Source organism: Bartonella grahamii ATCC 700132 (assembly GCF_000518085.1).
GTDB lineage: Bacteria > Pseudomonadota > Alphaproteobacteria > Rhizobiales > Rhizobiaceae > Bartonella > Bartonella grahamii.
On the sequence record NZ_JACX01000004.1, the window covers coordinates 134,892 to 154,104 of the forward strand.

The following is a 19,213-nucleotide window of genomic DNA, read 5'->3' on the forward strand; positions in this document are numbered from 1 at the left end:
ACCGATTAAGGATGACGCATGAAAAAATGAGATGCTCTCGATTAGACGCATTAGAACCGAGAGAGAATGTTATGATCATAACTTATTTCTGATAAATATAAAAAATGAGTTCTTTGTGATACCACGTCCATGAGGGTAAAGAAGTTTATGACTGCTCATTTTGTTGAAACCATAATGAAAGGAAAAATTTTTCATTCCGTTTATGTTTTTTTGTTTACAAGATTGCCATCTTATTATGAGAGAGTTTATAGAAGCAAAGAAGTATACACAAATGTAAGGCACTTTCTTGATTCTTGCTTGGAAATTAAAGAATGCTATAGGAATGAAGGAAGTTACTTGACTATCCAGAGGACATAAGGCTTGTGACTTAAGTCGTTTTATGCTTTTCGAATTTTTGAGGATTTAGACTTAAATTCAAGTGTTATTGCTAGGTCTTTTGTTGATTGCCAAGTTTTCGGTTGATTTGATTATCAATACAGATTGGGTTATCTAAAATGATAAGGGGCAATGAGAAATCTTGAAACTAAAGAAATTTTACGACATATTGCGTCTTTTCATAAAGAAGCTAAAAAGGGAATTATTCGATGCATTAAAAGAAAAAATGCATGAAATGTGCGTAATTTTATGAATAAACATACAAGAGTTATATTCTGATTTATATAAAATTGTCAGAGTGCTTATCAATGTAAATAATAAAATATTTCAGGGAGTCTATAATGACTGACAAAAACCAGATTGAGAAAGCTGTTTCACTGGTTGAAGCAGCAAGGCGTTCTGGGGCAGATGCTGCTGATGCCGTTATTGTTCATGCTCATTCTACCAGTGTATCAGTTCGTTTTGGGAAAGTCGAATCAACAGAAGCAGCAGAGAGCAATGATTTTACTCTAAGGGTTTTTGTTGGAAAAAAAGTAGCAAGTGTTTCTGCTAATTTAGCGTCTTATCCGCAAGAACTTGCGGAACGTGCTGTTGCGATGGCTAAAGCTTCTCCCGATAGTTTATTTGAAGGTTTGGCAGATAAAGAGTGTTTGGTTAAGTCTCCTAAAGATCTTGATCTTTTTGATGATTTTGTGCCAAGCAGTCATTTTTTAACAGAAGATGCTTTAAAAACAGAGGCAGCAGCTCTTGATGTTAAAGGTGTAAGTAATTCTGGTGGCGCTGCAACAGCTTATGGTCGGAGTGGGTTTATTCTTGTGACCAGCGATGGTTTTTGTGGAGCCTATCGCTCCAGTTGTTTTTCACGTTCTTGTAGTGCTCTTGCAGGTGAAGGCACAAAAATGGAGCGGGATTATGATTATACAACAGCCTTACATTTTTCTGATTTAGAGGCAGCAGAAACTGTTGGAAAGAATGCAGGGTTTGGTGCTGTCCGACGTTTGGGTGCAGTTCGTGCGGCGACTGGGGGCGTTGATGTTATTTTTAATCCGCGTACGGCTCGCGGAATTGCAGGGCATATCGCATCTATGGTCAATGGAGCCTCTGTAGCTCGTAAAACAAGTCTTTTACAGAATTTCCTAGGCAAGGAAGTGATGAAGCCTAATGTTAATGTAACCGATCAACCTTTGCAATTACGTGGAAATGCTTCTCATCCTTTTGATGGAGAAGGGGTAGAGGGGCAAACACTCAATATTATTGAAAATGGTATTTTAAAAAATTGGCTTCTTTCATCATCTACAGCACGTGAATTGGGACTTAAAACAAATGGACACGGTGTGCGTTCGGCATCATTAGTGCAGCCGACAAGTACAAATTTTGCTATTGAACCGGGTTTGGTATCGCCTTGCGATATGATAAAAGATTTGCGAAATGGATTTTATGTGACCGAATTATTCGGTCATGGCATTGATTTTATTACTGGTCAGTATAGTCGTGGAGCTTCCGGTTTTTGGATTGAAAATGGTGAAATTGCTTATCCGGTGAGTGAAGTAACGCTAGGTTCTGATTTGCTTCATATGTTAGCACATTTAACACCTGCCAATGATATTGATCGGCGTTATGGTACGGCGGCTCCAACATTGTTAATTGAAGGGATGACACTTGCAGGAAAATAACACGCATCATTCTTCTGATTTAAATCTTTTGCGGGATGTTTGTCGAGAGGCAGGAGATTTAGCAATGCGGTATTTTGGATGCACGTTGGATGTTTGGATTAAAGAGGGTAATTCACCGGTCAGTGAGGCAGATTTTGCTGTTGATCATTTTTTGAAAGAGAAGCTTCTTGGAGCGCGTCCAAATTATGGATGGATTTCAGAAGAAACAAAAGATAATCGAGAACAACAAGATTATGAACGCTCCTTTGTGGTTGATCCTATTGATGGAACACGAGGTTTTCTTTCTGGCAGTCCTTATTGGTGTATTTCGGTTGCCATTATTGAGAATGGGCGTCCTATAGTGGGCGTTCTACAATGTCCGGCTCAAGGAGATATTTATGCAGCTGTAACGGGTGGAGGGGCAACATTAAATGGGATAAAACTTCCTCGTTTAGCCTCGGGGGGGCATCGAAAATATAAAATTTCGCTTGATAAATCGCTCGCACAAAAATTACCAGATGATTTTCTCAATCGAGTCAGTCTTTATCATTATCTTCCTTCTCTTGCTTATCGTATTGTTCTTGTTGCTCAAGATGAAATTGATATCGTATTAGTTCGTCCGAATTGTCATGAATGGGATATTGCCGCTGCTGATCTTATTTTGCAGGAGTGTGGAGGGTGTTTTTTATCGCTTGATGCCCCTTTACTATCTTACGGAATTGAACCTTACCAATATGGACTTTTAATTGCTGGTAAAAATAATTGCTGTCAAGATATGATAGATGTTGTTCGTCAAACAAAGTTAGTTTAATCACGTAAAAGCGCGCTAAAATAATCTAAATGATATGGAGGCACATATGACTGAAACCAACGAAAAAAAACAATATTTATATCTTGTATTTGGTGGGGAATTAAAAAATCTTAACAGTAATCAATTTAAGAATCCTGATGATTTAGATGTGGTTGGTATTTTCTCAGATTATCAATCCGCTCAAGAAGCATGGCAGGCAAAAGCACAAAGCAGTGTAGATAATGCATTACAACGTTATTACATTGTAGATTTGCATCAGTTTCTTGATGCTGAGTTAGGCGATGCAGAGTAAAGCTTGAATATTTGGTCATTATAGCCTGTAGATTGCTTCACGCTTTTGTTTAATCGTTCTTTCCATAGGTACGTTTTTCGGGTAAAATAGAATGCCGTAAAAAAGAGTATGCTTATTGTTTAAAATTCATATGTTTTCTTAAGGAAACATCTTTCAGGGCACCCAAGCACATTCCATAATGGTGTCCGTGCAAGTTATAAAATCCATTGTTGGACCACCATCTTTACGCTTAATAAAAATGTAAGACAGTTCTATTAACCTATTTACAACAGCAATATTATCATGACGAGCGATCACTCGAAGTTTATGATTATATTGTGAATAGTCACTCTGCTTTTGAATGGAATATGAAACATTAATGCGTTCAGATTAATAAAAAGAGTAGCATTATTAATGATACCAATTACTACTTCGTTGAGATTATTAGCACTCCCTACTTATCCATTGGAATTTTTCCAACAAGTTATCACTATAAGCTTAGAAACCATGAAAGTCGTTAGAAACTTACCAAAATTAGAAACTTAGAAAAACTGAATAGATTGATGAAGTTAATTTACCTCATAAGTTTTTTTTGAGTACTCGTTTAAAACTACAATCTATAAATTAATTATTTTGTGTTGATTATACACAATCTTAAAAGGAATAATACACCATGCGATCTCCTGAAAAGAGAGGATTTAAAATTTTGAAAACTCTTATTTAAATTGTTTTAAGACTTTTAAGAAATTTTCTATTAAACAAGATTAGATTTTTCTGGATTACCTTTAAGAGATTATATCACAATTTAAAATGAGAACTTTATACCGTTCAAAAGTTTTTTTAAGATTAGTTTTACATATTCATTTTATTGAAATGAAATCATAGAGATTAGGCTTTTTTTAAACATATTTTATTTGTTGGATTTATATAGGTTATAATATTTATATGGATTATTTTTTGAAAAATTGATAATACATAATATATGTAAAAATAAGTTTTTTCTCTAAAATACCAACGTGCAAAATTCAAAGTTTTACTAAAATCATAATAAGTATTTATTCAGTGAGCTGAAAAAAATTGATACAATCTATGTTATAGGTTGTATGATATTTATCATTTATATTTTCAAAATTATAATCGACTGAAATGTAGCTTTGTTATTTTTTAAGTAAGATTTTTTATAGGGTGCAGAATGCAGTGATAAAATCGATATAAGTGACAAAATTTCATTAAAAGAGATTTAAATAAATAATGTGTATATGTTATCTTTATAGGGAAATTTTAAAAAAATATGGCGATAAAATTACGTTTTTTGTCCTTTATGTATTGAATTTTCTCGTGGATGAAGCGTTTTTTATTCAAGATATGGATAATATTAAAAAAATATGGATGTAACCAATAGTGTTGATGAATTTTTTAACAAAATAAGCATATAGATATCTTAAAGTAGCTGGATGAGGTGATTTAAATGGTAGAATTAAAGGCACATACGGCTCTTTTAAGCTATCGGATGATTGGTTTTTGCTTATGTCCTGTTATTCCTTTTTATTTGTTCTTTCGTGCTATTCGTGGAAAAGAAGAGTGGTGTCGCAAAAAAGAGCGTTTAGGTAAAAGTTCTCATGTACGCCCCCAAGGTTCGTTAGTTTGGTTGCATGCAGCAAGTGTTGGAGAAACACTTGCACTTGTTCCACTTGTAAACTATATTTTATCATTAAAAATCAATGTATTAATGACAACTGGGACTGTAACATCTTCTACTCTTGTGAAAAAACATTTTGGTAATAGGTTGATTCATCAATATGCTCCTTTGGATTTAGATTTTGCAGTGCGCCGTTTTATTAGTCATTGGAAGCCTGATCTCGCCTTGATTTGTGAATCAGAAATTTGGCCTCTTCGTATTAAAGAACTTGCAAAAATGCGTATTCCGCAGATTTTGGTTAATGCCCATATGTCTGAACATTCTTTTAAAGCTTGGCAAAAACGACGCGTTCTTGCCAAACATATTTTTAAGGATATTGATTTGGCGATTGGTCAAAACGAAAGAGATGTAGCTTATTACCATACACTTGGCGTAAAATCTGTTACGTTTTCTGGTAATCTCAAGGCTGATGTTTTTCTGGTTGAAAATCAAGCATTGCTTGCACGTTATCGTAATGCTATTGGCAATCGCCCAGTTTGGGCTGCTGTTTCAACGCATGAAGGGGAAGAGGAGATTGCTTTTGAGGTCCATAAGATTGTTAAAAATTATTTGCCAGATTTATTAACAATTATTGTGCCTCGTCATCCTGAACGTTCAGAAGATCTTATCAGAAAATGCGACAATAAGGGATTACGTTTTATTCGTAGGAGTAGAGATGCTGTTCCAAACATGAATACCGATATTTTATGGGGAGATACAATTGGAGAAATGGGTCTTTTTCTTCGATTATCGAAAGTTTCTTTCGTTGGTAAGTCGTTATGTGGAAATGGTGGACACAATCCATTGGAATTGGCTTTGCTTGGTTCCGCTATTTTGACAGGGCCCCATGTTTCAAATTTTCAAGAGATGTTCGAGCAATTTTTAACGCATGATGCAGCATATATGGTTCAAGATACAAAACAGCTTGCTATTCAGGTGTATAAGCTTTTAACAAATGAAACATTGCGACAAGAAATGGTTGATAAGGCTCATGAAGTGGCGACAGATATGGCAGGTGCACTTGAGCGCACATTAAAGATTTTAGATCCATTTTTACAACCCCTTGTAATACAAACAGGTTTACGTCAGCGTCAGGGTAGATATGCATATTAGCGCCCCCCATTTTTGGTGGAAAAATAAAAGCTTTTTGCGTTTTGTATTAGCTCCAGTTTCATGGGGGTATGGTTATTTTTCAAGTCGTTTTATGGCAAGACAGCCTCCCGTGATTGATTTGCCAGTTTTGTGTATTGGAAATTTTACATGTGGCGGTGCGGGTAAAACGCCGGTTGTTATTGCTTTTACCAAAGTGACTAAAGAACTTGGTTTCGTACCTGGTGTTGTATCACGTGGTTATGGTGGATCAGTTAAAGGGGTACATCTTGTAAATGAGAAATATGATACTCCACACAATGTTGGAGATGAGGCACTTTTACTTGCACGGCATGCTTTGGTAGCTGTATCACCTAATCGTTATGCAGCGGCACAACGGCTGAAAAAAGAGGGATGTAATCTTATTTTAATGGATGACGGATTTCAAAGTCGCCGTCTTTATATGGATTATACGTTACTCGTTGTTGATGCGATGCGCGGTTTTGGTAATGGAGCTGTCTTTCCAGCAGGACCTTTGCGCGTACCATTAAAAACGCAGTTTTCTTTTATGGATAGTGTTTTATTGATTGGTCACTCCGATGCGCCTGATAATATTGCTTTTCTTGTTTCTCGTACTGGAAAGCCTTTATATCGTGCTCATCTTAAAGCCAGTGCCTCTGATGAGGTTTCAGGAAAATCATTTTTGGCATTTGCCGGTATTGGCAATCCAGATAAATTTTTTAAATCTATTAAAGAATTGTCTGGTCATGTGGTGCAAACTTACATGTATCCAGACCACTATTTTTTCACAGATAAAAATTTAAAAAGCCTTATACAAAAGGCTAAAATGCACAATTTATGGCTAGCAACAACAGCTAAAGATTATATCCGTATACAGACAATTCACACGCAAAAAGATTTTAAAAATCTTATTGTCTTTGATGTGAATGTCGATTTTGTTCAAAAAGATTTCTGTCGTATGGTCCTTGAGGAGGTCATGACCCGCTTTAGAAAACGTTCCCTTGAATTTTCTTGTCTAAAAGGTAAAGGCTAAATTTATAGCTTTCGAGGGTTTATTTTTCTTTTGTTTTTAACAATTGCTTGAGATATGGGTTGCACTCAAGTTCGCGCTGATAGGAGATTTCACAACTAGCATATGCTTCTTGACGGTGATGATTCCAATATTTTAAATCATCTATAGGGATTTTTTGTCCGCTAACAGCACAAATGGTATAGGAACCATATTCTATAATGTCATATCCATTATTAGAATAATGAATTTTTGCTTCGCGTTCACTATCGGAAAACATTATAATTCCTTTTTACTGATACAAGAGATTCAAGAAAAGTGCCATAAGATATATTATAAAGTCGAGAGTTAATTTAAAAATATTTTTCTTGTCAAAATAGTTAAGAGTTTATTTTCTGCCAAATAGCCGTTCTATATCTGCCAATTTGAGTTCAATATAAGTAGGGCGTCCATGATTACATGTACTTGTATTGGGTATTGCCTCCATTTGTCGTAACAGTGTGTTCATTTCTTCGGGGCGTAAAAGGCGCCCTGACCGTATTGAACCGTGACAAGCCATCGTTGCTGCAACATAATCAAGCATTGCTTTTAAATTGTTTGTTGTATCATACTCAGCGGCTTCATCTGCAAGATCTTTAATAAGGGCTTGGACGTTGATCTCTCCTAACATGGAAGGTGTTTCACGCACAACAATTGCTCCTGGTCCAAATGGTTCTATTCCTAATCCAAATTTTTGCAAAGCATCTTTATGCGTTAAAAGGCATGTTGCATCCTCTTCAGAGAGTTCTACAATTTCAGGAATAAGTAATAACTGTGAAGGAAGCGGTTTGGAATAGAGTGCATTTTTGAGTGCTTCATAAACCAATCGTTCGTGAGCTGCATGCTGATCGACAATGATCAAACTATCTTGTGTTTGGGCGATAATATAGTTTTTATGGATTTGTGCTCTGGCCGCTCCTAATGGATAAGATAACTCTTCTGATGAAGATGTAGTGTTTGGAATGTATGTATCCCCACTTGGTATATTTAAGCCCTCCATAATAGGAGTAGCATCTTCTTTCAAACCAAAAGAACTAGTAATATCCAATGGTTTGTGAACCATTGAAGCAGCGGCAAAATGATGAGGTTGTGGGCTATAAGAAGAGGACTGGTGCGTGTTCTTAAAATTGCCTAACGGTTGTTGTACCAATGGTTTTTGTATTTGAAATGCAGCTAGCGTTGCTTCAGAACGGGTTGAAGTAGGACGAATACCAGATTGCTGTAATGCCTCACGAATAGCTCCAACGATCAAACCACGAATTAATCCTGGATCACGGAATCGTACATCAGCTTTGGCTGGATGTACATTAACATCTACCTCAGCAGGTGGGAGATCAATAAAAAGAATAGCGACAGGATAACGATCTCGTGTCATGACATCAGCATAAGCGCCCCGGATAGCGCCCCATAGAAATTTATCACGCACGGGACGCCCATTAACATAAGCAAATTGATGAAGACTATTATTTCGGTTGAAAGATGGCAAACAGGCAAAACCCGTTAAGCGCACTGCTTCGCGTTCAGCATTCAGTGCGATGCTATTAGGGGCGAATTCTTTTCCCATAATTTGCGTAATACGTTGTAATTGTCCTTGAATATTATTTTCTGTAGCGGACAGTTCCATAGATGTTCTGTCTAGTCCTGAAAGAGAAAAGCGGATATGTGGAAATGCGATAGCAATTCGCTTAATCATATCGCTAATAGCATTTGTTTCAGCTCGATCGGTTTTCATAAATTTTAATCGTGCCGGCGTGACAAAGAAAAGATCACGAACTTCAACAATTGTTCCAAGGTTTGCAGCAGCTGGTTTGGGTCCTACAATTTTTCCTGCAGTAACGGAAATTTCAGCAGCGCTCTCAGCATCTTTTGTTCGTGAAATGAGTTTAAGTTTAGCAACAGAACCAATAGAGGGGAGGGCTTCTCCTCTAAACCCAAGGAAGCAGATATTGTGTACGTCATCGGTAATCTTTGAGGTACAATGGCGAGAAACTGCTAAAGTTAACTGATCTGCAGGAATTCCATAACCATTATCACTCACCTTTATAAAATTTTTTCCACCATTTGCTGTAATAATTTCGATGCGTGTTGCACCAGCATCAATAGCGTTTTCAACAAGTTCTTTGACAACATTTGCTGGTCGTTCAATAACTTCACCAGCGGCGATTTGATTAATAATATTTTCGCTAAGATGGCGTATAATCATAATAAATTCTAACAGGAATCTTAAGGCTTCTATAAAAAACTATGATAACATCATTTGCGCGACATTCAAGAATAAGAGAGTATGGAAGGTATTATTTTTACAATACCTCCTATTTTATTTTATGTTAACAAATCGGTTGGAAAAAACAGAAAAAATAGTTTTTATCACCTTAAAATAGCTTGCACCAATTTATCATCTAGGTCAAAAAAGAAACAATGTAAAAAGGGAAGGCAATATATATGGCGCGTATAAGCGGTATTTTAGCAGATAGTGATATACAAGCTTTGATTGAGAATAACTTTCTCAAGGCTCAGTATCCATTTGATAGATCTCAAATACAACCAGCAAGCCTTGATCTTCGTTTAGGGGAGAAAGCTTATCGTATACGTGCTTCTTTTATGCCGGGTCCTAATACAAAAGTTTTGGATAAGCTTGAACGGTTAAAGTTGCATGAGTTTGACTTACGAGACGGAGCCGTTTTGGAAACGGGGTGTGTTTATATTGTTCCTCTTCTGGAAAATTTAGCTTTACCAGAATTTTTATCTGCTGTTGCCAATCCCAAAAGTTCTACAGGCCGATTAGATATTTTTACGCGTGTCATTACGGATAATGCTCAGGAGTTTGATAAAATTTGTGCTGGTTATCATGGTCCACTTTATTTGGAAATTAGTCCACGCACATTTCCAATTTTGGTGCATAAAGGCTCACATTTATCACAGCTTCGGTTTAGAAAAGGGCAAAGTTATTTAAATGAAGTTGAGTTACACACTTTGCAAAAGCAAGAAACACTGATATCGGAGGATCTTCCTAATATTAGCGCTGGTGGTATTGGTCTTTCCATTAATTTAAAGGGAGACGAAAACGGGCTTATAGGTTATCGTGGTAAACATCATACAAGTGTTATTGATATTGATAAACGTGCTGTTGCCCACGTTTTAGATTTTTGGGAACCTCTTTTTGATCGTGGTCAAAGGGAGTTGGTTCTTGATCCTGATGAATTTTATATTTTAGTTTCACGAGAGTCTATTCATGTGCCTCCGCTTTATGCCGCAGAAATGACTCCTTTTGATCCTTTAGTTGGTGAGTTTAGGGTGCATTATGCAGGCTTTTTTGATCCAGGATTTGGGCATATGGAAGCGGGTGGAAAAGGAGCAAGAGCGGTTTTAGAAGTGCGGAGCCATGAAGTTCCTTTTATCTTAGAGCATGGTCAAATGATTGGCCGTTTGGTCTATGAGCATATGCTTAATCGACCATCAACCCTTTATGGACATGATGTTGGATCACATTATCAAGCACAGGGTTTAAAGTTGTCCAAGCATTTTAAATGAGTTGGAAACTACGAATTTTGATAACATGTATGCAGAAAGTGTATTTTGGATAAAAGAAAATTTTGTTCTTCGCAAAATTGGCGCCATTCATTCTATTTTTAGTGTCCAAAGTTATTGCATCCCTTGCATTTGAGAGGCATTTTTACTTCTTTTTTTCAAGAGGTTGTATCTATACGAACTTCGTTTATGATGTGCAAAAGAATAGTTTTGATTATTTCATCATGAAAAAATCAAAAATGAAAGAATTTTACTATATTCAATATGTTATTCGTATTTATTGATTATAATAAATCAATAAATTACTAATATTCAATATAACAGTAACGTATTTGCTTTTCAAAGTAAACATGCGAGATTTGATGCTGCTATTGCTCCATTTTTCTAGAGCTTGAATGACCAGTATATTTTATTTCGTATAAAAACTATCCTTAAGAGCCAATAAAGAAGTTTTGCACTACAGTTTAGTAACATTTTTTTTAATAAACATTGTTCTACTTTTAGTAACTCATTTATAGCTTCAAGATATAAAATATTGCTAGAAAATTATTCAATTCAATATGGAGAGCTTCTACTCGTATGAACGTTAAAAATTTTTTTTATGCTTTATGTGAATTAGGCACTGTATATTTTTATAAACTTTCATGAATAAATAATAGGTCTCAGTTTTGAGTATTGATATAAGAAGATTTCTGGATGTATGCGACAGCTTTATTTCCAGTATTAATAAAGGATTTTTTTATCTTTTGGGGGAGATTATGGTTTATACTTAATGACTACAGGCTCTATATTCTTATAACCGATAATTTAAGGACCTTTGGAGGGAGAAACGACTTTAAATTATAACTAATTAAGCTGCGGAGCAATCGCTTTCGAAGAGGTATTCGTTTAAAGAAAGTATAACACTTCAATTGTACATGAACAATATATGAGTGGATACGTTATTAATGATACCCCATACTGTGAGATTTTAAATTTGGATAGGAGAAATAAAGACATTGTTTTTATCAATTAGTTTTTTTAGAAAGTTGCAATCTCTGTTTCTTCTATCTATTCAATAGAGCGTTTTGGGAGAATATCGAGTAGGAAGGTACACGGATTCGCTTTTATGCGTTTTAGGATATCTTCTCTTTTTATTTAGGAACAATGGTGCCATCAATGATTATTTCTTCAACACTTGATTATCGTAAGGCAGCAAAGCGTCGTCTTCCTCCCTTTCTTTTTCACTATATTGATGGTGGGGCTTATGCTGAAGAAACGATGCGACGTAACTGTACAGATCTTCAAGCTCTTGCACTGCGTCAAAGGATTCTGAGGCAAGTTGGTGAAGTTGATCTTTCAATCAAGCTTTTTGAACAGACACTTGATTTACCGATTGTACTTGCACCTGTTGGGCTAACGGGCATGTATACACGTCGTGGAGAGGTAGAAGCGGCGCGTGCCGCAGCGGCAAAAGGGATTCCTTTTACTCTATCCTCTGTTTCAGTTTGTCCCATTGCGGAAGTGCAAGAAGCGGTTGGAGGTGCATTTTGGTTTCAACTTTATGTTCTCAAAGATCGCGGTTTCATGCGTGATGCACTAGAACGGGCTTGGTTAGCTGGTGTACGTACGTTGGTTTTTACAGTTGATATGCCAGTTCCTGGTGCACGTTATCGTGATGCGCATTCGGGGATGTCTGGTCCTTATGCTGGATTACGTCGTTTTTTACAAGCGTTTACTCATCCATATTGGGCTTGGAACGTTGGTGTTATGGGGCGCCCCCATGATCTTGGAAATGTCTCCACTTATCTCAAAAAGAAAATTGCATTGGATGATTACGTTGGTTGGCTTGGTGAAAATTTTGATCCATCAATTGGTTGGCATGATCTACAATGGATTCGCGATTTTTGGAAAGGAAAAATGATTTTGAAAGGTATTCTTGATCCAGAAGATGCACGAGAAGCAGTAAAATTTGGTGCGGATGGTATTGTTGTTTCTAATCACGGTGGACGTCAGCTTGATGGTGTATTATCAACAACACGAGCGTTGCCTGCAATTGCGGATGCTGTAAAGGATCATTTGACTATTTTAGCGGACTCAGGTGTTCGTTCTGGTCTTGATGTTGTACGCATGATAGCACAAGGTGCGGATGCTGTTATGATTGGCCGTGCTTTTGTTTATGCGCTTGCAGCAGCAGGTAAGAAAGGTGTTATGCATCTCCTTGATCTTTTTGCCAATGAAATGCGGGTAGCTATGACACTGACCGGTACTCAGACAATCAAAGATATTACACGCAAGAGTTTAGTAAATATAGATGTTTTTAAGCAATGAAAGCAATATGTTATACTGCTTTCAGAAAAAGAAAGTCTTTTTATAGAGGAGCATAATTATATACTTTACAAATATGTTGACAGTTAAATTTAAATAGAAAAGATCAAAAAGCTCCTCTATAAAATCACAGAAAATACTCAGTAACTAAAATAATACTCCGTAAATACAATAATATTTAACGCAAAAATCTTAATAATAGTAAACACAAAAAAAACACTAATAACATTGCATACATCTTTTACTTATTTTATTAAAAGCTCATTCTATGGATAAAAAGGAACAAGCGCTGATATTAAAGGTAAAACAACTGTTGATATAGAAAAAATAGATATAAATAATGCTGTGAGCATTTTTCACTCCTATATATAAAAATATAACATGTTAATTACTTCTTTCCCACATTAGCATAAAACGTAAAGTTATAAACTTCATTTAGTTTTATTTTAATATAGAATAATATTAATTATGGTATATAAATAAAATTATTAAAAATGTCAATATATATTTATTGAAAGCTATAATTATAATAAAAAATGGATCTAATAAATAATATTTCTATAATCTATATATTATTTATATTAATTTTATTGGATAATATATTATATGGGTATGATATTGTTTTTATGGAGTACATTTTTAAGCAATGAAAAAAATACCCATACAATCTTTAAAAAAGCTCGTTTACTGAGAGCAAGACTGCGTGAATTAATGTGCTTTTCTTTCTTATTTTCTTGCATCCTCAATGAGTTATGATGTTTTTGAACTGGCGAACATATGGAAGCAGTTGAATATTTTTTGTATAGTATGTCATTGCTAACACTGTTTATGCTTTCTCTATTGATTGCATAATTTATTAAAAATCCAGTTTGTTTTTATTGCAGATGGGGTCGTTAGGTATTCCTAATGATACAAATTGGCATAGAATGTTTTGTTCTATAAGCGATTTAACAATTGCATCTCTAGGCTTCTCCATTGATACTATGCTCTTCACAGACAATAACAGATTGGTGAGATTGGCATAACTCTAGCACAGAGATATTATCTCAAAGTTGAATTGTTGGCACACTTGTAAACGTTGGGATAACTTTATGTTTTTTGAAGCTCTACAGCAATATCAAGACAAATCTGAACAGGTTCTTCAGTAGCAAGTAAGAGAACACCTTTCCCTTTTTAAACAGAAGTTTTCTGATATCAATTTTTAAAGCATTTTTATGAATATTCATAACAGCGTGTTTTTCAAATCTATATAAACGGGTACAGGATTACTCAGAGTGGAAAAAATTACAGTTTCCATTTGATCGAATTACTCTCATAAGTAATTGGATAATATTTACTTTATCGCTGAATAAAAAAGAAAAGTTTTCTTTCTTTAAATAGAGGATGTGTTGTCATCTAGCCAATAGGGATAGTTTGCGAGAAATTTGTTCGATGCAAGACAACTTAACATTGCAGCTACTTTTTATCATTTGAAGCTGTGAAAAGAAGGCTAAGATAGATGAAAGAATGTAAAAAATGATGGATACAGTTTAAGATAAAAAATTATAATTCTGTTAATTCCACAACAGTTGCTGCTGATATTGGTAACAAAAGAAATTTGACTAAAAAAATTATCAAAATTATTGAGGACATTTCTCATAGCATGTAGACTAAATCTTTTGTTGGTATGGGTGGGATTTTCTTTGAGCAGAAATTGATTCTATCCCCTGAAACCAGCAATAATCTCTCAGGTGATGTCGTAAACTTTTTGGGGATGTTACAACGCTACTATCGTCCTTTTATGAAAAATGCTAGCATTTCAGATGAGTAGCTGTGAGGAGTTTCAACGTTTAATACAGCAAGAGCCAGCAACTCTCACGGATTTAGAACAGGCTTCAAGGTTTTTATATTTACAGCGATTAAGTTTTAGAGGGAAGGTAAATCGTACGATGAGAATTGAAATCCGTCGTAGCGCGTGGGTTTAAGTCTTTCCAATTTGAAGGCGTGCTAAAACTTATTTGCCTCTGTTTAGCAGGTGTTAGCATTGAACGTTTTAACTGGTCTAATTTTATTGTGCGTTATGATCATCTAAAAACTTGTTTTATCTTTCACTACTTTATTGTGGTTCTGAAGGTTATTCCAGAAAAGCTTTTTATAAGCGGGAGAATTATCAGCCGATGTCTAAGCTGCTTGCATAAATAAAAGGGAGGTTTCTTTTGTCTTTAAACAATATGCTAGAAATTCAAAAAACTTTAGTTAACTTCATAAAAGAGATTACATCATCTTATACAGATTGCTCTTCAAATAATACAATTTCTGGTAAGGAATGAGGCATCACCAATTTTGATTTCTAAAAAAGAAACAATACGCATTAAAGAGTCTTTAAATTTGTAGACTTTTTGAGAATCCTTTCAGAATCTTTTGAAAAAAGTGAACTGATAGAAGATTTGCTATCAAAATATAGAAACTTTTCTAGCAAGTTACGAATAAATCTAAAAATATATATTAAATATAAAAAACAGAGTGACATGCTGGTAGACTGGGCTTTAGAAACAAGAATCAAAATGTATAAAGATGCATAGAGGCAAGATTGGTACAGATCATTTTTATGATTCAATAAAAAATAAAAACTAAAGAAAAAATTCTATATCAAAAATTTAAGGCGGTTTAAAAGGTGGACGGGCAATGCATAGAAGGATGAACGAGAAGGTGAATTAGGTGAGGGCGATTTATAGATTATCAGCATCTTTTGTAAAAGTATCTCCCCAAGGTAAATATTGTGATGAAGTAAGATTGTGGTTGAATATTCGAAAAGATAATATGCACTCTTAATTTTTCCGTTATACACATCACAATAAACGCCGTGAAAGGCACGGTTCTGTTACAAACTTTCTCTAAAAGCAGCATATGAGTTTACAAGATATTAGAGTGATGTTTTAAAAGAAGGTAATGGTCCCATTTTATTTCAGGAACAAGTTATCTTAAAACAGCAAAGCAATATTTTTCAAGAAATTGCAAAAGCGGCTTTTGAAAGCAAAAAAGCAGAGTTGAAAAATGAAGGTAAAAATGGTTGCTGGTTTTCTCCACTAGAGTTGCATGTTATTTCCCACATAGGGAATTTACTACAGAAAAATTAACAGCCAATATCACTCACAATGTTTTTGCGCCACTTTAGCATGAAAAAGCAGATACCGTGCGGAACTATTTGTCTTATCTTCAACATCATTATTACAATTAGAAAGCTGAAACAACGTCATTCACAAATCACATAAAAGCTGTCCATTATTCATTATACAATCCCGTGGATTGTTTTTCTTAAGCATGCCAAATCCTATTTTGTTGAAGACAGAACGTTGTATATCATTAGTTCTTTGAACGATGATAGCAGTGAAATCCGTAAAATCTTTTCTCATCTTCTTTTGATAGGATAACAAAGATGCTCTTGGAATACATCAATAGACTCAATCACTTTATACAAATATAACCTTGTTGAATTCTTTCGCTTCAGCTCAGACATCTCCGTTACTCTAATTAAATCCAATCGACCACCAGAGTGTTTTTATTCTTTAAGTTCTTTTACTTTTAATCTGAATATATCGACCTCTTTCAAATCTTTTCATTGATTAATGTTTCAGAGGAATTGTATCTTTAGCACTTTATTTTCCGTTTATGTCTCCAACCACATAGACCTGCACCTTGTTCATTATGTTTTAAATATCTCTCGCCAAATTTGGATTAATCACATTGATATCTTGTCGATTCAAATAAATTGGCAGCCATTCAATACAAGAAGTTCGTTCATTCGTCGCGCAGCCAGTTAGAAAGCTTAGTACGCATAGCAGCATCACTTTTCTTATTAATTTTCATTTTCTACCTTAAGCCGTGTTGTCCTATCTTGAAAGCTTCCTTTGTTTGCTTTTGCTTCTCAACTTGTTTCCCAAGAAAAAAGGCTTTCACTAAAGCTATAAGAAAAGTTGCTATGGTCACTGACGTCATTTTTAGATATTTTTTTATCCATAAGATCATAGGCGGTGTTCTTGAAAGCGTTTAGCAATGTATACCATAGCTGTACAAGCAGCTAAAACCATAATGCCTGCTAAAACCCATTGAACAGGACCATTTCCTGAAAAAAGCCCTCCAAGCCCTGAAAAAGAACCTATGATTGGTGCAAGAGCTTCTACTTTGCAAATACCTGTTACACCTTCTGATTCTACTACATGATAATTTGGGGCAACATGAGATCCTTTCGCCCATAATCCTGCTTCGGCTGCTCGGCGATTGACAAGACCTTGGATACGTTTTCCTCCTACTCTTGTCCATTTTTGCAATTCAGTTGGTACCACTTCATATGCACCTTTATTGAGCTTTTTTAAAAGTGTAGAATTGCAAAAGGCTGTTATTCCTACGTTATAGCAAAATGATACTAATGCCGCGAATTGTTCATTGTTTAAAGGAACGGTAACGGCTTTTTCAACAACGAGTTCACACTCTCTCAAATCCTGACAAAGGATTTTTTCAGCTTCTTTTTCCGTAATTTGCATGTCTTTGTGGACGCTTGGAGCACCAGCAGCATTTGTATGTCCATAACCAATTGTCCATACACCACCAGAATATTCATAAGCCGATAAACGTAAGCCTTCCAATTGCTTAATCAATGCAAGCCCTTCTTTTGATATTTTTCGCATTATTCTTACCTATAAAAAAACCTACACAAAGCAGGATATGAATCGAAAACTTACATCTACTCATTTTTAAGAACAGAACAGCGAAAGGGCATAATAAATTCAAAATCTCCATAGTGAGTTATGTTAAAACCCATATCGTTTTTTGAACAAATATTATGCTAAACACCATTCATTTTGCAGCAATTGATCTCCATCACAAGATAATAACTTTATAATAAATCCATTTATAATCAGATAGATTTTACTCATAAATTCTTACAGTTGATCCAGAATGATTTAGAAGAATTTTACTTAAAAAACTTCAATAATCCTGATGAAAAAAAGCATTTTTTAACAAAAAATAAGAGATATAATAAGTAATGAAATAATAGGTATTGATTTTCAAGTAATTGTATAACCCATAACTTACACCATAGAATTATTTTCATAAAAACAAAAAAACATTACAGTTGAATATTATAGATCTACAAATTATCTTAGAATCAACACAATATACACATAACGTATTATACATATTTAATCAAAAAATCTATAGTGAATTTAACTGTTATTTATTTTTTCCTCTAATTGCTTAATTTTCTTAAAAAATATCTTTATGAAGGATTTTAAATAAAATGTTATATAAAAACATAATCGATATTTTCTCCCTCTCTAGTAGTCTGTTTCCAACTAAAACAATATAGTAGTGGAGCATATTCAATATATGGACCAATGATATTGGATAGTGTTGTAAAGAATATTGTATTGTAATAAACTTGAATGATGATTTCGGTTTCATATATTTTTCCATATGAATAACGCTTTCGTCTTTTTCATATGAAGTGTTTTATGGGGCATTCGGGGACAATGGTATCATCTTTGTCTAGTGTTGTATTGGCTACGTTTCCAGAAGCGTCTTAAACAAATTAATCAAGCTATTGAAATCTTTTTAGAGGCAATAGCACAAGAGATACAAAAGATTTTAACAAAAAGCCGCTTGAAGATATGGGAGGTTCTCTCCTCCTAGCATCTCCGCCCATTTACATAACATAAAAAAGAGAAAGGTAATGAGATGATATTTGATGATGGCGATAGATATGTAACAACCCGTGAATGTGTACAGCTTTTTAGTGTATCCACAACAACGATTCGCAATTGGGTGCTTCAGGGGTTGTTTCCGGAGCCATATAAGCTAGGGAGAGCAGTGAGATGGAGAAAGAAAGAGATCTTAGCCTTTACTCCAAAGAAAATAAGAACAAATTAGGTAAAATTATATAAACTGTAGAAGGTGGTCTTCAAACAGATAATTAAATAAAAATCTATATGTTCTAATATGAAAAAGAGAAAATGCGGTGCCGCATGCCGGATTCGAACCAGCGACCCCATCATTACGAATGATGTGCTCTACCAACTGAGCTAATGCGGCATAGGTTTGTAAATCAATGAGACAAAACTAATTTGAGGGTAATAGCTAAAAGTACGTATAAAAGCAAGAATGCATTTTTTCAATAATTTATAAAATATGATAATAATTTGCAGGAGAAGTATGTAAAAGTCAGAGGACAGTATTCTTTGATCTTAATACTATAAATGCTTTCCAATTTACGATAGCACTCAAATTAAGAAGCTGGGAATGTAGATCCTTAGGATAGAAAATGGTGTCAAGATAACTTAGTAAAGATAAAAACATTTCTGATTCTTAAGAAAGAAATTTGTTGAATAAGTGATTAGGAAAATAAAGATCATTATAAACCCTTTATAATGTGCAAATAAGATGAGTAGAATTAGTT

12 protein-coding genes, 1 tRNA gene and 2 pseudogenes are annotated in these 19,213 nt (G+C 34.8%); 11 read left to right on the top strand and 4 right to left on the bottom strand.

Annotation, left to right across the window (positions count from 1 at the left end):
* Positions 1 to 716: 716 nt before the first annotated feature.
* The 6 genes and pseudogenes from U736_RS0101985 to lpxK all read left to right on the top strand — a co-directional run bounded on the left by U736_RS0101985 (position 717) and on the right by lpxK (position 6,930).
* Complete coding sequence (locus U736_RS0101985) at positions 717 to 2,048, top strand: TldD/PmbA family protein (protein WP_012754672.1); 1,332 nt, start codon at positions 717 to 719, stop codon at positions 2,046 to 2,048.
* Positions 2,035 to 2,838, top strand: coding sequence for a 3'(2'),5'-bisphosphate nucleotidase CysQ (locus U736_RS0101990; protein ID WP_026500223.1), 804 nt, complete (start codon positions 2,035 to 2,037; stop codon positions 2,836 to 2,838). The genes U736_RS0101985 and U736_RS0101990 overlap by 14 nt, the downstream gene beginning before the upstream one ends.
* A gap of 46 nt (positions 2,839 to 2,884) precedes the next feature.
* A complete protein-coding gene (locus U736_RS0101995; protein ID WP_012754674.1) occupies positions 2,885 to 3,130 on the top strand; it encodes a DUF4170 domain-containing protein in 246 nt (81 codons plus the stop codon).
* A gap of 261 nt (positions 3,131 to 3,391) precedes the next feature.
* Positions 3,392 to 3,655, top strand: a pseudogene (locus U736_RS13125) (type ISP restriction/modification enzyme); the annotation flags it as partial.
* 922 nt (positions 3,656 to 4,577) lie between these two features.
* Positions 4,578 to 5,900, top strand: a complete 1,323-nt coding sequence (gene waaA, locus U736_RS0102005; RefSeq protein ID WP_012754675.1) for a lipid IV(A) 3-deoxy-D-manno-octulosonic acid transferase — start codon at positions 4,578 to 4,580, stop codon at positions 5,898 to 5,900.
* The gene (gene lpxK, locus U736_RS0102010) at positions 5,890 to 6,930 is read left to right on the top strand and encodes a tetraacyldisaccharide 4'-kinase (RefSeq protein ID WP_012754676.1); all 1,041 of its coding nucleotides are present in this window, start codon (positions 5,890 to 5,892) and stop codon (positions 6,928 to 6,930) included. The genes waaA and lpxK overlap by 11 nt, the downstream gene beginning before the upstream one ends.
* 19 nt (positions 6,931 to 6,949) lie before the next feature.
* Here the strand turns inward: lpxK and U736_RS0102015 are convergent, their stop codons facing one another.
* On the bottom strand, positions 6,950 to 7,186 hold the full coding sequence (locus U736_RS0102015; RefSeq protein WP_012754677.1) for a DUF2093 domain-containing protein: 237 nt from the start codon (positions 7,184 to 7,186) through the stop codon (positions 6,950 to 6,952).
* Positions 7,187 to 7,294: 108 nt separating this feature from the next.
* Entirely contained in the window at positions 7,295 to 9,148 is a 1,854-nt protein-coding gene (gene mutL / locus U736_RS0102020; protein ID WP_012754678.1) for a DNA mismatch repair endonuclease MutL, read from the bottom strand.
* Between the two features lie 239 nt (positions 9,149 to 9,387).
* Between mutL and U736_RS0102025 the strand changes: the two genes are divergently transcribed.
* The 4 genes and pseudogenes from U736_RS0102025 to U736_RS12670 form a co-directional block, all read left to right on the top strand.
* Positions 9,388 to 10,476 carry a 2'-deoxycytidine 5'-triphosphate deaminase gene (locus tag U736_RS0102025; protein ID WP_026500224.1) on the top strand — a complete coding sequence of 363 codons (1,089 nt, stop codon included), beginning with the start codon at positions 9,388 to 9,390 and terminating at the stop codon, positions 10,474 to 10,476.
* A 1,155-nt stretch (positions 10,477 to 11,631) separates the two neighbouring features.
* On the top strand, positions 11,632 to 12,783 hold the full coding sequence (lldD, locus tag U736_RS0102030; protein ID WP_026500225.1) for an FMN-dependent L-lactate dehydrogenase LldD: 1,152 nt from the start codon (positions 11,632 to 11,634) through the stop codon (positions 12,781 to 12,783).
* Positions 12,784 to 14,582: 1,799 nt separating this feature from the next.
* Entirely contained in the window at positions 14,583 to 14,744 is a 162-nt protein-coding gene (locus tag U736_RS12665) for a hypothetical protein (RefSeq protein ID WP_245256876.1), read from the top strand.
* A gap of 733 nt (positions 14,745 to 15,477) precedes the next feature.
* Positions 15,478 to 15,931, top strand: a pseudogene (locus U736_RS12670) (integrase); the annotation flags it as partial.
* A gap of 850 nt (positions 15,932 to 16,781) precedes the next feature.
* Here the strand turns inward: U736_RS12670 and U736_RS0102060 are convergent.
* The gene (locus U736_RS0102060; RefSeq protein WP_012754682.1) at positions 16,782 to 17,444 is read right to left on the bottom strand and encodes a lysozyme; all 663 of its coding nucleotides are present in this window, start codon (positions 17,442 to 17,444) and stop codon (positions 16,782 to 16,784) included.
* A gap of 1,051 nt (positions 17,445 to 18,495) precedes the next feature.
* Here U736_RS0102060 and U736_RS0102065 point away from each other — a divergent pair.
* The gene (locus U736_RS0102065; RefSeq protein ID WP_012754684.1) at positions 18,496 to 18,687 is read left to right on the top strand and encodes a helix-turn-helix transcriptional regulator; all 192 of its coding nucleotides are present in this window, start codon (positions 18,496 to 18,498) and stop codon (positions 18,685 to 18,687) included.
* Positions 18,688 to 18,776: 89 nt separating this feature from the next.
* On the opposite strand, the gene U736_RS0102070 is transcribed toward U736_RS0102065, so the two are convergent.
* Positions 18,777 to 18,849: transfer RNA gene (locus U736_RS0102070), tRNA-Thr, on the bottom strand.
* Between the last annotated feature and the right edge of the window lie 364 nt (positions 18,850 to 19,213).

Bases quoted from the DNA above. Each gene is read 5' to 3' on its own strand.
- lldD (WP_026500225.1), top strand. From the start codon at position 11,632: ATGATTATTTCTTCAACACTTGATTATCGTAAGGCAGCAAAGCGTCGT.
- U736_RS0102025 (WP_026500224.1), top strand. From the start codon at position 9,388: ATGGCGCGTATAAGCGGTATTTTAGCAGATAGTGATATACAAGCTTTG.
- U736_RS0101985 (WP_012754672.1), top strand. From the start codon at position 717: ATGACTGACAAAAACCAGATTGAGAAAGCTGTTTCACTGGTTGAAGCA.
- U736_RS0102015 (WP_012754677.1), bottom strand. From the start codon at position 7,186: ATGTTTTCCGATAGTGAACGCGAAGCAAAAATTCATTATTCTAATAAT.
- U736_RS0101995 (WP_012754674.1), top strand. From the start codon at position 2,885: ATGACTGAAACCAACGAAAAAAAACAATATTTATATCTTGTATTTGGT.
- waaA (WP_012754675.1), top strand. From the start codon at position 4,578: ATGGTAGAATTAAAGGCACATACGGCTCTTTTAAGCTATCGGATGATT.
- lpxK (WP_012754676.1), top strand. From the start codon at position 5,890: ATGCATATTAGCGCCCCCCATTTTTGGTGGAAAAATAAAAGCTTTTTG.
- U736_RS12665 (WP_245256876.1), top strand. From the start codon at position 14,583: ATGAGTAGCTGTGAGGAGTTTCAACGTTTAATACAGCAAGAGCCAGCA.
- mutL (WP_012754678.1), bottom strand. From the start codon at position 9,148: ATGATTATACGCCATCTTAGCGAAAATATTATTAATCAAATCGCCGCT.
- U736_RS0102060 (WP_012754682.1), bottom strand. From the start codon at position 17,444: ATGCGAAAAATATCAAAAGAAGGGCTTGCATTGATTAAGCAATTGGAA.
- U736_RS0102065 (WP_012754684.1), top strand. From the start codon at position 18,496: ATGATATTTGATGATGGCGATAGATATGTAACAACCCGTGAATGTGTA.